Consider the following 15532-nt stretch of genomic DNA (forward strand, 5'->3'; position numbering starts at 1 on the left):
GACCTCCCACGGGAACACCGGCAACGTCTCGCCCCTGATTCGTCCTCGATGCGGCAGGGTGCGAGCGCGGGTGCGCTCCTCGATGCGGGGTGCGTCAGTCGTCGGACAAGGCGCCCCGGAGGCGCCGGGCGACCTCCGCCGGCGTCGGCTGGTTGTCGCCGTAGGCGGCGTCCACCACCCCGGTCGTCCGGATCTGCGTCGCCAGGTCCGGCAGCCCGGGCTGCAGCTTCTCCAGCTCGGGTGAGAGGAGCTCGAACAGCCCGGTCATCCCGCGCGCCCCGCCCATCGACGAGGCCCGCAACGGCCCCAGCGCCGCCCACCGTGGCCCGAGGGAGGTGCGCACGACCTCGTCGATCTCCTCGGGCGTGGCCACCCCCTGCTCCACCAGGTGCAGCGCCTCGGCCAGCAGGACGAACTGCAACCGGTTGCCGATGAAGCCCTGTACCTCCGCGCCGACCACCACCGGGTGCTTGCCCACGGCGCGGTAGGTCTCCACGGCCGCCTCCACCGTCTCCGGGTGCGTGTTCGACCCGCCGACGACCTCCACCAACGGGAGGACCAGCACCGGGTTGAAGGGGTGGCCCACCAGCATCCGTCCCTGCTCCAGGTTGTCGCGGGAGATCTCGCTGGAGGTGATGAAGGAGCTCGAGGTCGCCAGCACCGTTCCCGGCCCCGTGGCCGCCTCGAGCTGCGCGAAGGTGCGCCGCTTCCACTCCAAATCCTCCGGCCCGGACTCCTGCACGTGCTCCGCGCCCTCGGCCGCCTCCTCCAACGATCCGGCCACCGCGAGCCGCTCACGCACCTGCTGGGTGCTCACCTCACGCCCCGCAGCCGTCAGCGCCCCGGCCGCCTCGGCCGCCGCGTCGTCGAGCGCCGCGTCCAGGCCGTCGCGCGGGTCGAACACGGCCACGTCCCAGCCGTGGCCGGCGAAGATCCCGGCCCAGCCCAGACCGATCGTCCCGGCCCCGATGACGGCCGCCCGCCGCGCGCTCACAGGTTCTCCTCCACCCACGCGCTGGCGACCTCCTCCGGCGTCTTGCCGTCGGTGATGTCGATCTGCATCTGCGCGAGGTCCTCCGCGGTCAGTTCCGAGGAGACCTTGTTCAGCGACTCACTGACCGCATCGTCCGCCACCTCCGAGGAGAGCAGCGGCACCACGTTCTGCGCACTGAACAGGTCCTTGTCGTCCTCGAGGATCACGAAGTCCTTCTGCACGATCGACGGGTCGGTGGTGAAGATGTTCGCGGCGTCGATCTGGCCGTTCTCCAGCGCCTGAGCCGTCACGTTGCCACCAGCGCTCAGCTCGCGGAACTTCGCGAACTCCAGCCCGTAGACCTTCTTCAACCCGGGCACCCCCTGCGCGCGCTCCTTCCACTCCGGGGGGCCGCCGAGGGTCATGTCCCCGGCCTTGCCCTCCAGGTCGGAGATCTTCTCCAGCCCCTGCTCGTCGGCCGTGGCGCGGGTGACGACGACGTTGTCGGCGTTCTCGGCCTCGGAGTACTCGAGCACCTCCAGCCCCTCGGGCAGGCTCTTCTCGAGGGCCGCGTAGACCTCGTCGGCGTCGGTGACCGTCAGCTCCTTGTCGAAGTAGGTCGCCAAGGTGCCGATGTACTCCGGGATGAGGTCGATCGAGCCGTCCTGCAGGGCCGGCAGGTAGGTCTCGCGGCTGCCGATCTCCAGCTTCTTCTCCACCTCGACGCCGTCGTCCTGCAGTGCCTTGGCGTAGACCTCGGCCAGGATCGTGCTCTCGGTGAAGTTCCCGCTGCCGATGGTCACTTTGCTCGCGTCACCCTCCTCGGTGGCGCCGGGGTCCTGCGTGGGGTCGCCACCGCAGGCGGCGAGCGCCAAGGCACTGACCGCCGCCAGTGCGGCGAGGGAACGGGTGGGTCGCATGGTCACTCCTGGGAGATCGAGGGGGTGGATGTGGGGTCGGTAGGTCGTCGTGCGGGATCAGCAGGTGCAGCGGTCGAGCGCGCGGTCATCGTGCCTCCTGGTCGGCCAGGCCGGGGCTCACGACGAGCTTTTGCAGTAGGGTGAAGACCAGCTCCATCAGCAACGCCAGGCCCGCCACGAGTACCGCCCCGCCGGCCATCTGCGCGTAGTCACGCGCCGCGAGTCCGTCGATGAGGTAGCGCCCCAGCCCGCCGAGGGAGACGTAGGCGGCGATGGTGGCGGTCGCGATGATCTGCAGCAGCCCCGACCGCAGGCCGGAGAGGATCAACGGCAGCGCCACGGGGATCTCCACCCGCCGCAGCACCTGCATGCCGGTCATCCCCATGCCCTTCGCCGCGTCCCGCGCGGCCGGGTCCACCTCCGCGATGCCGGAGTACACCCCCGAGAGCACCGGGGGGATCGCCAGCACGGCCAGCACGATGAGGCTCGGCAGCACGAACGCAGCATCACCGGGCAGGTGCGGCGCGAGCAGCACCCACCCCAGCAGCAGCAGACCCAGCGAGGGCAGCGCACGCAGCGCCCCGGCCAGGTTCACCGCCACCACCGAGCCCTTGCCCGTGTGCCCGATCCACAGGCCCAGCGGGACCGCCACCAGGCAGGCCAGGGCGAGCGCCGCGAACGAGTACGCCAGGTGCCGCAGCACCTGCATCCAGATGCCGTCCTCCCCCTGCCAGCTGGCGGGGTCGGTCAGCCAGGCCACGACCTCACCGGCGATCATGCGCGCACCTCCCGCAGCCACGGGGTGAGCAGCCGGCGGAGCAGCAGGATCACCGCATCGAAGAGCAGGGCGAGCAGCACACACCCGGCCATGCCCACGGCGATCATGCCCAGGTCATCCCGGTTGAAGCCGCGCGTGAAGAGGATCCCGAGCTGGGGGATGCCCACCAGCGCGGCAACGCTCACGATGCTGACATTGCTCACCGCGGCCACCCGCAGGCCCGCGGCGATGACGGGGACCGCCAGCGGCAGCTCGACGCGCGTCAGCCGCCGCCAGCGCCCGAGGCCCATCGCGGTGGCGGCCTGCCGCACGTGCTCCGGCACCGCCCCCAGGCCGTCGGCCACGTTCCGCACCAACAACGCCACGGTGTACAAGGACATCGCGATCAACACGTTCAGCGGGTCGAGGATCTGCGTGCCGATGATGCCCGGCAGCAAGATGAACAGCGCCAGCGAGGGGATCGTGTAGAGCAGCGCACTGCCGGAGACCAGGGCCGTCCGGAGTCGCGGAATCCGCGCAGCCACCCACCCCAGCGGCAGGGCGAGCGCCAGCCCGATCAGCAGGGGCAGGCCCGCCAGGTAGACGTGCGCGAGCCCGAGCTCCCAGAGCTCGGACCACTCGACGTTGCCGATCTCGCTCACGGCGCACCCCCCGCGGCGGCGTCAGCGTCCTCCCGCCTCGGCTGCTCGGGACGGGGCTCGTCCTCGTGGCGCGAGGCCGGGTCGGCGCGGTCGGTCTGCGTGATGACGTCGAGCACGTCGTGCGGACGCACCGTCCCCAGCAGCCGTCCGTCGTCGTCCACCACCACGCCGCGCTGGCTCGGGGAGGACAGCGCCGCGTCGAGCAGGGCCCGCAACGACCCGTCGCGGCGGGCGAGCGTGCCCCCCAAGCGCAGCTCACCCTCCCGGGCCGTGCCGCCCGCATCGGCCCGCAGCCACCCCAGCGGGTGGGAGTCGTCGTCGACCGCGAGCACCCAGTCGGCCCCGCGCGGCAGCGGCTCGCCGATGCGGACCGCGTCCTCCCGCTGCAGCGGCACCTCCCCGGTGTGGAAGGCCAAGGAGCGGTACCCGCGGTCGCGCCCCACGAAGTCGGCCACGAAGTCGTCGGCGGGACGGGCCATCACGCGCGCCGGGGAGTCGACCTGCGCCAGGTGGCCGCCCTCCCGCAGGATCGCGACCTGATCCCCCAGCCGCATGGCCTCGTCGATGTCGTGGGTGACCAGCACGATGGTGGTGCCGATCTCGTCCTGGAGGCGCAGGAACTCCTCCTGCAGCCGCTCGCGCACGATGGGGTCGACCGCGCTGAACGGCTCGTCCATGAGCATCACCGGCGGGTCGGCGGCCAGGGCCCGGGCCACCCCGACGCGCTGCTGCTGCCCGCCGGAGAGCTGGGCGGGGTAGCGCTGGGCGAGGTCCGGGTCGAGCCCCACCCGCTCAAGCAGCTCCAGCGCCCGGGAGCGGGCCTTCTGCTTGCTCCAACCGACCAGCAGGGGCACCGTCATGACGTTGCGCAGCACCGTCTGGTGCGGGAACAGCCCGCCGTGCTGGATGACGTAGCCGATGGTGCGGCGCAGCTCGTTCGCGTCGAGGTCCGTGTTCGGGCGCCCGTCGATCAGGATCCGGCCGTCGGACGGCTCGACCATGCGGTTGATCATCCGCAGGCTCGTCGTCTTGCCGCAGCCCGACGGCCCGACCAGCACTGTGATCTGCCCTGTGGGGCACTCCAGGGTCAGGTCGTCCACGGCCACGGTCCCGTTGCCGAAACGCTTGCTCACGCCCTCGAAGCGGATCATGGGCACGACCCTACGCGGGGCCACCGACAACCGCATCGGGACCAGCACCGGGCACCCGGGCGACGCTCACCCCATCGGGGAGGGCCGCCTCAGATCTGGGTGCGGTGGAAGTTCGCCCAGCTGCGCGAGGCGGTCGGCCCACGTTGGCCCTGGTAGTGCGAGCCGTAGGTGGCACTGCCGTAGGGGTGCTGCGCGGGCGAGGACAGCTGGAAGAAGCAGAGCTGCCCGATCTTCATGCCCGGGTGCAGCACGATCGGCAGGGTGGCCACGTTGCTGAGCTCCAGTGTGACGTGGCCGGAGAAGCCGGGGTCCACGAAGCCGGCCGTCGCGTGGGTGAGCAGTCCCAGGCGCCCGAGCGAGCTCTTGCCCTCCACGCGGGCGGCGATGTCGTCCGGCAGCGTGATCTGCTCGTAGGTGCTGCCGAGCACGAACTCCCCGGGGTGCAGCACGAACGGCTCGTCGGGCTCCACCTCCACCAGGCGCGTCAGGTCGGGCTGCTCGGCGGCGGGGTCGATGACCGGGTACTTGTGGTTGTCGAACAGCCGGAAGTAGCGGTCCAGCCGGACGTCGACGCTGCTGGGCTGCAGCATCGACGGCTCCCACGGGTCGAGGCGCACGGCCGAGTCGTCGCCGGCGTCGATGCGGGCGGAGATGTCGCGGTCGGACAGCAGCATGGGGCGAGGTTACCGGGGCGAGGGCGGTGGCTCACAGCCGCTGAACGAGACCTCGCGCGCCCGTGGCGGGCACCCCCGGGAGCCCGTGTACCATGGGCTCCCGCAACCCTCGCGGGTGTAGTTCAATGGTAGAACATCAGCTTCCCAAGCTGAATACGCGAGTTCGATTCTCGTCACCCGCTCCACCGCCCCGTCCGGCACCGCCGGGCGGGGTTCTTGCGTCCCGGGACGCCTGCGCCGCGCGCACGGACCGCACCGCCGCACTCAGACCGCCATGCGCGGGATCGCCTCGATGAGGGAGCGGGTGTAGTCCGTCCCCGGCGCGGACCACAGCTGCTCGGTGGGCGCCACCTCCACCAGCTCACCCCGCCGCATCACGGCCACCCGCTCACACACGTGCCGGACCACCGAGAGGTCGTGGCTCACGAAGACCAGCGTCAGCCCCAGCTCGTCCACCAGCTCCCCGATGAGGTCCAGCACCTGGCCGCGCACGCTCACATCCAGGGCGGAGACCGGCTCGTCGGCCAGCAGCACCCGCGGCGAGGGCGCCAGGGCCCGTGCGATGCTGATGCGCTGCCGCTGCCCGCCGCTGAACTGGTGCGGGTGGCGCCGCATCATCGACGGCTCCAGACCCACCCGGCGCAGCAGCTCGGCCACGCGGTCGTCCCGGTCGCCCCCGGACCACCCCTGCGCCACGAGCGGCTCGGCCACCACGTCGCGCACGGTCATCCGCGGGTCCAGCGAGTCGCGCGGGTCCTGGAAGACCATCTGCACGCCCTCCCGCAGCCACCCGAGCCGGCGCTCCGGCACGCCCGAGACCTGCCGCCCGAGCACCTCGACCCGCCCCGATACGGGGGACTCCAACCCCGCGACCAGCCGCAGCAGCGTCGACTTGCCCGACCCCGACTCCCCGACGATGCCGAAGCGTTCGCCGGGCTCGACGGTGAGGCTCACCCCATCGAGCGCCACGACCTGCGGCCGGGCGGAGAACAGGCTCCGGCGGGGGCGGGTGTAGACCTGCCGCACGTCCTCCACCGCGACGGCGGGAGCCTCCGGCGGGGTGCTCTCGCCGGGCTCGGCCACCGCATCGATGCCGGGCGAGCCGGCGAGGTCGAGCGCCGTGGTACCGGTGCCCGCGCGGGGCTTCAGGCGCGAGGCCGCCACCAGGGCCTGCGTGTACGGGTGCTGGGGGGCGCCGAAGACCTCGGCCACCGTCCCGCGCTCCACCACCTGCCCGTCCTTGAGCACCACCACGCGCTCACACACCTGCGAGACCACGGCGAGGTCGTGGGTGATGAACAACAGCGCCGCGTCGTGCTCGCGGGCGCCGTCGAGCACCTGGCGCAGCACGGTGGCCTGCACGGTCACGTCCAGGGCGGTGGTCGGCTCGTCGCAGATCAGCACGTCGGGGTCGTTGGCCAGCGCGATGGCGATGACCACCCGCTGCCGCTGCCCGCCGGAGAGCTGGTGCGGGTGGGCGCGGGCGACGCCCTCGGCATCGGTGATGCCCACGCTCTCGAGCAGCTCCACGGCTCGGCGGGCGGCGGCGTCCCCGCGGGCGGTGCCGTGGATCTCCATCACCTCGGCCACCTGGTCGCCGACGCGCATCGTGGGATTGAGCGCGCTCATGGGCTCCTGGAAGACCATCGAGAGGTCCAGGCCACGGATGCGCGACATCGCACGGTCGCTGGCGCCGACCACCTGCGTGGTGGCGCCCCCCTCGGGCGTGAGCTCGATGCTGCCGGTGGCGTGCAGGTTGTCCGGCAGCAGCCCCATGATCGCCAGGGCCGTGAGCGACTTGCCCGACCCGGACTCACCGATCAGACCGACGCGCTCGCCCGCATCGAGGGTGAGGTCCACCCCGGAGACCAGGGTGCGGTGGCGGGTGCCGACGGACAGGTCGCGCGCCACCAGGCGGGGGCCTGCGGCAGGCGGTGCGGGGGTGTCGGCGGCCATGTCACTCACTGGTCGACCACCTGCATCTGCGGGTCGAAGCGGTCACGCAGCCCGTCGCCGAGCAGGTTGAACCCCAGCACGGCCAGCGCGATCGCCACCCCGGGCACGATCGCCAGGCGCGGGTCCGAGGCCAGCAGCGACTGGCTCTCCTGCAGCATCCGGCCCCAGCTGGGTGTGGGCGGCGGCGTGCCGAAGCCCAGGAAGCTCAGCCCCGCCTCGGCGAGGATCGCCAGCGCGAAGCTCACCGAGGCCTGGACGATCACCAGCCCCACCACGTTCGGCAGCACGTGGCGCCAGCCGATCGATGCGGGGCGCCGCCCAGCCACGCGGGCGGCGGTGATGAACTCCCGCGGCAGGATGCCCAGCGCCCCGGCACGGGTCACGCGGGCGAAGCTGGGGACGCTGGCCAGGCCGATGGCGACCATCGCGGACGTGGTCGAGGCCCCGAAGACCGCGGCGAACATGATGGCCAGCAGCAGACCGGGGAAGGCCAGGCCGATGTCGGCGGCGCGCATGATCAACCCGTCGAGCCAGCGCGGCCCCATCGCCGAGAGGATGCCGAGCGGCACCCCCAGCAGCGCGGCCACGCCCACGGCCACGAAGCCCACGTAGAGCGTCGTGCGCGCCCCGACGAGGACCTGGCTGAAGGTGTCGCGCCCGAACTTGTCGGTCCCCAGCCAGTGCTCGGCGCTCGGCCCCTGGAGCCGGTCGGAGGCGACCACTCGGGTGGGGTCGAAGGGGGTCCACACGTAGGAGAGCAGCGCCATCGCCACCATCACGGCCACGATCACCCCGCCGACCACCAGGTAGGCGCGGCCGGCCCGGCTCGGGGGGCGGCCCGCATCGAGCGTCGCGCGCGAGGGCGCGGCGGGGCCGGTGGTGGTCATGGCACACAGACTACGGAAGGCCGGGCGCGCCCAGGCGACGCATCTTCTCCGGGTTCCCGTGCATCTGCACACCCGTGATCTGCCCGTCGGCCATCTCCACGACCACCAGTCGCGGCCCCACCGGGGTGTCGAACCACAGCGCCGGGCCGCCGTTCACCCGCATCCGCACCGGGTCCAGTCGGCCCGACTTGGCGGCCACGCCCGCCAGGAAGCGCACCGCCTTGTCCGCCCCCACGATGGGGTGCAGCGCCGCCTTGCTGTGCCCACCCGCATCGGTCCAGACCACGCAGTCCTCGGAGAGCAGCGCCACGGCCCGGGTCACGTCGCCGGCGGAGATGGCGTCCACCAGGGCATCGAGCACCCGGGCCTGGGCACGGTGGTCCTGCGCGGCGGGCAGGCGGCGCCGCGCACGAGACACGATCTGCCGGCACGCGGCCTCGGAGCGCCCGACGCACTCGGCGATCTCGCGGTACGGCACCGCGAAGGCCTCGCGCAGCACGAACACGGCGCGCTCCACCGGGGGCAGCTCCTGCAGCACCCGTACCAGCCCCAGGCCCAGCAGGGCGCGGTGCTCGGCGACCTGCGCGGGCAACTGCTCGTCCGCCGCCGGCTCCGGGAGCCACGGCCCCACGTAGGTCTCCCGGCGGGCCGCCCGGTGACGCGCTGCGTCGAGGGCCAGGCGGGTGGTCACCGTGGTCAGCCAGGCCGCTGGCTGCTCGATGCCGTCCGCCCGGCTGGCGCGCACCCCGGCCTCGGCCACGACCTCCTCGGCGTCGTGCCAGCTGCCGGTGATGCGGTAGGCCAGACCGGTGAGACGGTGCTGCTCGGCGGCCCAGGTGTCGGTGGGGTTCACGCGTCCAGTCTGGTGGTGATGGCAATGCGGTTCCACACGTTGATGGTGGCGATGGCCAGGACGAGGTGGCCCAGCTGCTTGTCGTCGTAGTGGGACGCTGCGGCCTCCCACACCGCATCGGGGACACCCTCCTCGCCCAGCCGCGTCGCCGCATCGGTCAGCGCGAGGGCGGCCAGCTCGGCAGGGGTGAAGTGCTCCTGCGGCAGCGGGGTGCGGTCCAACGCGTCGAGGACCTCCTGGGGCTCTTCGCGCTTGCGCAGGGCGGCGGAGTGCATCTCGATGCAGTGGGCGCACCGGTTGAGCAGCGAGGCACGCAGCTTCACGAGCTCGTACAGCCGGTTGTCCAGGTGCGTGCGGCAGTAGGTCTCCAGCCCGAGGACGGCGGCGAAGCCCATCCGGTGGCTGCGGGAGAGATCGAGACGGGGCATGGTGACTCCTTGGTCGGGTGGTGCGTACACACCCTTGACGCACACCGCACCGCATGTGTGACAGGCCCCCACCGCAACTCGCAGTCGTCTCGTGCTCAAGTGTCCGCGACACGCCGGTGATTCGCGCGCCTCGAAGGTGTCAGGTGCCCACATGGCCGAGGGGGTGGCGGGGCGAAGGGGCTGGGCGGCGCCGAGGGGGTGGCACTCATGCGCGTCCTCCGATGCGGGGGTCGATCACCACGTACAGCACGTCCACCAGGAAGTTGACCACCAGCACCATGGCCACCAGCACCATGACCACGTCCTGCACCAGGATCAGGTCGCGCTGCGCGACGGCGTCCACCAGCATCGAGCCCACCCCGGGGATCACGAAGACGCGCTCGATGACCACGGCCCCCACCAGCATCGAGGTCAGCGACAGGCCCAGCACGGTCACCACCGGCACCGCGGCGTTCCGCCACCCGTGGCGCGCCAGCGCCCGCCCCCGGGTGAGCCCCTTGGCCCGCGCGGTGCGGATGAAGTCGGTGTCCATCACCTCCAGCACGGCGTTGCGCACGTAGCGGGCCAGGATCGCCGCCTGCACCAGCGCCAGCGAGACCGCGGGCAGCACCAGCTTGCGCAGGAACTCCCCCGCCCCCTCGATGGGGGGAGTCCACCCGCCGGAAGGCAGCCACCCCAACCGCACCGCGAACAGGGCAATGAGCAGGATGCCCGCCAGGAAGGCCGGCACCGCCATGCCCACCTGGCTGGCCGCGGAGAGCACCACGCCCACGCCGGACCGGTGCCGCAGGGCCATCACGGCCCCCAGCGGCACGGCGACCAGCACCGCGAGCGCCATCGCCGTGCCCACCAGCCACAGGGTGACCGCGAAACGGTCCACCAGCTGCGGGGCGATCTCCGCCCTCGAGAGGTAGGACTGCCCCAAGTCCAGGGTCAGCAGGCCGGTCACCCACTCGGTGTAGCGCACCGGCCAGGGGCGGTCGAGCCCGAACTCCTCCCGCATCTGCGCCACGGACTCCTCGGAGGCGTTCAGCCCCAGGGCCACCCGCGCCGGGTCACCGGGCAGCACCGCCATCACGGCGAAGACGATGAGGCTCGCCACCGCCAGGCTGACCAGCAGGACGGCGAAGCGGGAGGCCAGGCGCAGCAGCATCAGCCCCGCCCGAGGTCCATGCCGCTCACCGCTTCTCCCCCGCGGCGGAGCGGACCTCGGGCATGCCCATGCCGTCACCCCACAGCGAGACGTTCCGGGCCTGCGGCAGCTCGGAGCGGCGGAACACGGGCTCCTCGCCCTGCTTGCGCTGATCGTCGTAGTTCTTGAGCATCGCGATGGCCAGACCGCCCAGCGGCAGGATGGCGATGAGGTTGATGGTGGCCATGAAGCCCATCACCAGGTCGGCCAGGTTCCACACCAGCGCCACCGAGCCGAGCGCGCCGCCGACCACGCACAGCACCACCAGCACGCGGAAGACGATGATGGCCAGCTGGGCGTTGCGCTTGCCGGCCAGGAACCGGATGTTGGCCTCCCCGTAGTAACTGTTGCCCAGGATGGAGGACCACGCCAGGAAGAAGATGACCACCGACAGGAACGGCCCGGCCCAGCTGCCCACCTGCTCCTGCAGGGCGCTCTGGGTGAGGCCGATTCCCTGCGGGTCGTCGACGCCGAACTGGGGGTTGGACAGCAGGATCACGAAGGCCGTGGCCGAGCAGACGATGATGGTGTCGAAGTAGACGCCCAGGGCCTGCACCAGACCCTGCTTGGCCGGGTGGCTCACCGAGGCCGTCGCCGCCGCGTTGGGCACCGAACCCATACCGGCCTCGTTGGAGAACAGGCCGCGGCGCATGCCCTGCATCAGCGCCGCGCCGATGCCGGCCCCCGCGACCTCCTTGAAGCCCAGCGCGTGGCCCACGATGTGCGCGAACATGGCCGGCACCTCGGTGATGTTCAGCGCCACGACCACCAGGGCCACCAGGATGTACAGCGTGGCCATGACCGGCACGATGACCTCGGTGACCGCCGAGACCCGCTTCACGCCACCGAAGATGACCACGCCGGTCAGCCCCGCCAGCACCAGGCCGGTGATCAGAGCGATGTTCTCCACCCCGGAGAGCGTGTCCTGCAGCGAGTAGCTGATCGAGTTGGACTGCACGGCGTTGAAGACGAAGCCGTAGGTGAACGTGATGATCACGGCAAAGAGCACGGCCACCGGCTTCCAGCCCAGCCCGTCGCGGATGTAGTACGCCGGCCCACCGACGTACCCGTCCCCGCCCTTGACCTTGTACAGCTGGGCCAGGGTGGACTCGACGAAGGCCGTTGCACCGCCGATGATGGCCAGCACCCACATCCAGAACACCGCCCCGGGGCCACCGACGGCGATGGCCACGGCCACCCCGGCCACGTTGCCGGTGCCCACGCGGGAGGCCGCGGAGACGGTGAAGGCGCGGAAGGCGGAGATGCCGTCGTCGGAGTCCGAGCCGGGCTTCTCCAGGATGTTGCGCACCATCTCCGGCAGCAGGCGCAGCTGCACGACGCCGGTGCGGAGGGTGAACCAGACACCGGCGATGACCAGGAGCACGATCACCAGGTACCAGTAGCGCCCGTTGATGTCGGAGATGGTGGTGGCGAGAGCATCCATGGGGGCAGCGTACGTGGGCCGCGGGCCGGAACCGGAGTTCCCCATGGGGTGACGCCCGCGCCCGGGGGACGCTCACCTCATCGGCGCAGGGCGGTGAGGTCGAACCCCTCGGTGACGGCGTTGGTGGGGATGCCCTGGATGTCGGCGTCGGCCACCACCAGGTTGGGCAGCAGGAAGAGGAAGTCCGCGGCCGCGTCGGTGCTGATGATCTCGGCCGCCTTCCTCATCTGCTCGGTCTGCTCCTCCTGCGTGCCGGCGTCCGCGGCCTGCAGGGCCTTGGTCAGCTCGGGGTTCTCGTAGCGCAGGTAGTACTCGGGGTTGCCGAACACGTTGCCGAGGTCGCGCGGCTCCACGTGGGCGACGATGGACAGGTCGTAGTCGGCGCTCGAGTACACCTGCTCCAGCCACGATGCGGGGAACTCCAGCTGGTCGAGGGTCACCTGCAGCCCGGCCTCCTCCAGCTGGGACTTCACCACCTGTCCACACTCGGTGGCGTACGGCAGGGTCGGCACGCGCAGGCGCAGGGGGCGGTCGACGCCGGCCTCCTCCACCAGGGCCTTGGCCTTCTCCAGGTCGTGGGGGAAGTCGCCGGTGCGGTCGGTGTACCAGGGGTCGGTGGGCGGCACCATGGAGCCGATCAGCTCGCCCTTGCCCGCCCAGCAGGTGTCCAGCAGCGCCTGGTGGTCGATGGCGTGGCGGATCGCCTGGCGCAGCGGCTCAGACTGCATGGTGGCGTTGCCGTGGTTGAAGCTGAGCACGACCTCGCCGTTGGTGGTGCCCTCGATGACCTGCAGGCCGTCCTTGCCCTCGAACTGGCTGAGGGACTCCGGCGCCTGCACGGTGGTCTCGATGTCGATGTCGCCGGTGAGCATCGCGTTGTTCAGCGCGGTGCCGTCCTTGAAGTAGCGGAACACGGCGGTGGCGAAGTGGGGCTTCTCGCCCATGAAGTCCTCGCGGCGCTCCAGGGTGATGCGGTCACCGCGCTTCCAGTCCGTGACGTCGTACGGGCCGGAGCCGACCGGGTCGGTGGCCAGCTCCGCATCGGTCTCGCTGGGGAAGATCGCGCCGACGCGGGTGGTCATCGCGTACAGCCAGCTGTTGCTGGGCTCGGACAGGGTGACCTCCACGGTGTGGTCGTCGGTGGCCTCGGCGGATTCGACGACGTCCATCTGGGACTTCAGCGAGCTGGTCCAGGCCGTGCCCTGCACGGCCTCGATGCTGGAGACCACGTCCTGCGCGGTGAGCTCGCTGCCGTCGGAGAAGGTGCGGTCGGTCGGCAGGGTGAAGGTGTAGGTGAGGCGGTCCTTCGAGATCTCGTGGGACTCGGCCAGGGCGTCGACGATCTCGCCGGACTCGGGGTCGACGGTCACGAGGGTCTCGTAGACGTTGCCGAGCAGCAGCTGCGGGATCGCGGCACCGTCACCGGTGCGGAAGTCCAACGTGGCGGGCTCGGCCACCAGGCCCAGGGTGACGGTCTCGTCCGAGGGGCCGCTGGCCCCATCGGATCCCTGACTGGAGGAGCCCGAGGAGCTCTGGCCACCGTCGGAGTTCTGACTACCGGCGCTGCAGGCGGTCAGGGCGAGCAGGGCGCTTCCGGCGAGGGCTGCGGCGCGGACGACGGAACGGTTCACGGTGACTCCCAGATCACGGGGCGGCACCCTTGCCACCCTCGATGGGCGCACAGTCTGCGCCCTGCGGGGGTGATTCCGCCAGTTGCGGGCGTGGCCGGGTCGCCCTCAGGAATCCAGACCGGCCAGGGTGGGACGGGTGGTGCGCCAGATCCACACCGCCGAGCCCGCCAGCCAGACGGCCCACGCGGACCACTGCGCCGCAGGATGGGGAGCACTGGCGTCCACCACCCACGGCAGGCCTATGTCCCCCAGCAGCGCCTGGGTGATCACGAGGACAGCCACGACAACCACCGTCATCAGGGAGCCCACCCAGCGACCCAACAGACCGATGCCGGCCAGGGCCAACCCGGCGGCGGTCAGGCCGGCTCCCACCGACTGGCTGACCACCCCCGGGTAGACGAACGCCTCGACCGGGTGACCGGGAACCTGGCTGACGGCGTCACGCACCGATGCGGGCCACCACCCGGCGAGTTCCTTGGCCAGGGTCGGGAGCAGGACGGCCACCACGGCAACGGCCACACAGGGGACCGCTGCCCACCACCGCAGCCGCGGGTGGCCGGCGACCTCCCACAGCCGGTGCGAAGGCGCCCAGGCCGCGACGGTGGCGATGGCGGTGAGCGCCGCAATCGCCTCCCAGAAACGGACCATCCGGTGATGGGTGAGGTCGAGGTGGACCGCCTGCCCCCAGCTGAGCGACATCGCCACCAGCCCGAGGGCCGCCACCACAGCCGCTGACCAGGGCGAGCGCCCCGCGAGCCAGAGGCGCCCGGGGCTCACTGCAGGTCCTCGCGGTCGAGTTCGCAGTTCTCGACCCGCTCCCGGTGCTCGGCGTACCAGGTGCGGAACTCCGACGCGGACAAGGACGCCACACCGGTCCCCTGGGCGGGCGACCAGCTGGGAACGGCGCGTCGGCGGAGTTCCTGGGTGAGGTCGGTCGCGGCGTCGTGCTGCTCCTGGGGTGCTGCCCGACCGCAGGACCCGGCGCCGCCCAGTCGCGAGGCCACGTGGTCAGTCGTCGTGCCCATCGCTGCGGAACGGTCCGGTTGACCCAAGCCCCGCAACACCCCATCGGCGGGCCGCTGATCGACAACGGCCTCGGTCACCCACGTGACGGGCCCGGTACCGGTGACCGCCACGAGCGCGTCCACCCGGCCGCTCAGGGCCTCCACCACCTCCTGCTCCTCCGGAGCCGAGCAGAGCGTGACGTGCTCCCGCTCAAGGCAGCGCATCTCGCCGGTGGCCGTGACGACGTCTGGTCGCAGGACCACCGAGACAGCCGCCAGTGCGACCGCACCGGCCCCCGCCGCCAAGGCACTGGCCGGGAGTCGCCGGGCTCCTCGCGGGGTGCCCAGCCGCCACGCGGCCAGCAGCAGCAAGGCCCCGGCCACCAGTCCCAGCACAGCCAGCCGTGAGAGCGTCGCGGGCCAGGCCATCTCCCACCCGGGGGCGGGGAAACCGTTGCCCCACCACGGCGTGATGCTGGCCAACGGGGTGCCTCGCACCTGCGCCGGCAGGAAGAGCAGGGCCAGCGTCACCAGCGGAGCCAGGAGCACCCCCCATCGCGCCAACAGGGTCCCCAGGGCCATCCCGAGGGTCGGCCACAGGGCCAGCAACGCGATGCCGGCGACGGTCGCCATCGCGTCCCCGAAGCCGAGCGTTCCTGGCGCTTCCCGGGCGAGGGTGATGGTCAACGGCACCAGTCCAATCACGGCCCCCGCCCACAACGCGACGACCAGCGGACCCACCTCACCGGCCAAGAGACTGGGGATGCTGCGGCCGGTCGACCGCCCGGGGGCGACGCTGCCGGGACCGTGCCGCAAACCCGTCACCGCCCCCCACAGCGCCCCGAGCAGAGCGGCCCACACCGCGTAGTCACGAACGGTCAGGGGCAGGCGCCCCCAATCAGCCGGCGGCCAGTCCCGGGGTGCCTCCACGGCAAAGGAGAGCGCCACCAGGGCAGCCAGCACCAGCAGTGACAGCGGATGGTGAGCGGCAGCCAAGCGC

15 protein-coding genes and 1 tRNA gene are annotated in these 15532 nt (G+C 71.9%); 1 reads left to right on the forward strand and 15 read right to left on the reverse strand.

Annotation, left to right across the window (positions count from 1 at the left end):
• Positions 1 to 94: 94 nt before the first annotated feature.
• The 6 genes from KSED_RS12800 to dcd all read right to left on the reverse strand — a co-directional run bounded on the left by KSED_RS12800 (position 95) and on the right by dcd (position 5137).
• The gene (locus KSED_RS12800) at positions 95 to 994 is read right to left on the reverse strand and encodes a 3-hydroxyacyl-CoA dehydrogenase NAD-binding domain-containing protein (protein WP_015780495.1); all 900 of its coding nucleotides are present in this window, start codon (positions 992 to 994) and stop codon (positions 95 to 97) included.
• Positions 991 to 1893, reverse strand: coding sequence for an ABC transporter substrate-binding protein (locus KSED_RS12805; protein WP_015780496.1), 903 nt, complete (start codon positions 1891 to 1893; stop codon positions 991 to 993). The genes KSED_RS12800 and KSED_RS12805 overlap by 4 nt, the downstream gene beginning before the upstream one ends.
• 85 nt (positions 1894 to 1978) lie before the next feature.
• Entirely contained in the window at positions 1979 to 2671 is a 693-nt protein-coding gene (locus tag KSED_RS12810; protein WP_015780497.1) for an ABC transporter permease, read from the reverse strand.
• Positions 2668 to 3312, reverse strand: coding sequence for an ABC transporter permease (locus tag KSED_RS12815; protein ID WP_015780498.1), 645 nt, complete (start codon positions 3310 to 3312; stop codon positions 2668 to 2670). Before KSED_RS12815 ends, KSED_RS12810 begins: the two co-directional genes overlap by 4 nt.
• On the reverse strand, positions 3309 to 4463 hold the full coding sequence (locus KSED_RS12820) for an ABC transporter ATP-binding protein (RefSeq protein WP_015780499.1): 1155 nt from the start codon (positions 4461 to 4463) through the stop codon (positions 3309 to 3311). The genes KSED_RS12815 and KSED_RS12820 overlap by 4 nt, the downstream gene beginning before the upstream one ends.
• An 89-nt stretch (positions 4464 to 4552) precedes the next feature.
• Positions 4553 to 5137 (reverse strand): dCTP deaminase, encoded by a 585-nt coding sequence (gene dcd / locus KSED_RS12825; RefSeq protein ID WP_015780500.1) that lies wholly within the window; start codon positions 5135 to 5137, stop codon positions 4553 to 4555.
• 111 nt (positions 5138 to 5248) lie between these two features.
• Between dcd and KSED_RS12830 the strand changes: the two genes are divergently transcribed.
• Positions 5249 to 5322 (forward strand) — tRNA-Gly (locus KSED_RS12830).
• A gap of 79 nt (positions 5323 to 5401) precedes the next feature.
• On the opposite strand, the gene KSED_RS12835 is transcribed toward KSED_RS12830, so the two are convergent.
• The 9 genes from KSED_RS12835 to KSED_RS12875 all read right to left on the reverse strand — a co-directional run bounded on the left by KSED_RS12835 (position 5402) and on the right by KSED_RS12875 (position 15528).
• Complete coding sequence (locus KSED_RS12835) at positions 5402 to 7093, reverse strand: dipeptide ABC transporter ATP-binding protein (RefSeq protein WP_049758709.1); 1692 nt, start codon at positions 7091 to 7093, stop codon at positions 5402 to 5404.
• Positions 7094 to 7098: 5 nt separating this feature from the next.
• A complete protein-coding gene (locus tag KSED_RS12840) occupies positions 7099 to 7980 on the reverse strand; it encodes an ABC transporter permease (protein ID WP_015780502.1) in 882 nt (293 codons plus the stop codon).
• Positions 7981 to 7990: 10 nt separating this feature from the next.
• The gene (locus KSED_RS12845) at positions 7991 to 8833 is read right to left on the reverse strand and encodes a sigma-70 family RNA polymerase sigma factor (RefSeq protein ID WP_015780503.1); all 843 of its coding nucleotides are present in this window, start codon (positions 8831 to 8833) and stop codon (positions 7991 to 7993) included.
• Complete coding sequence (locus KSED_RS12850; RefSeq protein ID WP_015780504.1) at positions 8830 to 9261, reverse strand: carboxymuconolactone decarboxylase family protein; 432 nt, start codon at positions 9259 to 9261, stop codon at positions 8830 to 8832. The genes KSED_RS12845 and KSED_RS12850 overlap by 4 nt, the downstream gene beginning before the upstream one ends.
• A gap of 205 nt (positions 9262 to 9466) precedes the next feature.
• Positions 9467 to 10414, reverse strand: a complete 948-nt coding sequence (locus KSED_RS12855; protein WP_015780505.1) for an ABC transporter permease — start codon at positions 10412 to 10414, stop codon at positions 9467 to 9469.
• A gap of 25 nt (positions 10415 to 10439) precedes the next feature.
• A complete protein-coding gene (locus KSED_RS12860) occupies positions 10440 to 11897 on the reverse strand; it encodes an alanine/glycine:cation symporter family protein (RefSeq protein WP_015780506.1) in 1458 nt (485 codons plus the stop codon).
• A gap of 77 nt (positions 11898 to 11974) precedes the next feature.
• Positions 11975 to 13528 (reverse strand): ABC transporter substrate-binding protein, encoded by a 1554-nt coding sequence (locus KSED_RS12865; protein ID WP_041290967.1) that lies wholly within the window; start codon positions 13526 to 13528, stop codon positions 11975 to 11977.
• A 105-nt stretch (positions 13529 to 13633) separates the two neighbouring features.
• Entirely contained in the window at positions 13634 to 14305 is a 672-nt protein-coding gene (locus KSED_RS14780; RefSeq protein ID WP_143827391.1) for a hypothetical protein, read from the reverse strand.
• Complete coding sequence (locus KSED_RS12875; protein WP_015780509.1) at positions 14302 to 15528, reverse strand: hypothetical protein; 1227 nt, start codon at positions 15526 to 15528, stop codon at positions 14302 to 14304. The genes KSED_RS14780 and KSED_RS12875 overlap by 4 nt, the downstream gene beginning before the upstream one ends.
• Positions 15529 to 15532: the final 4 nt, after the last annotated feature.

This window comes from Kytococcus sedentarius DSM 20547 (assembly GCF_000023925.1).
Taxonomy (GTDB): Bacteria; Actinomycetota; Actinomycetes; order Actinomycetales; family Dermatophilaceae; genus Kytococcus; species Kytococcus sedentarius.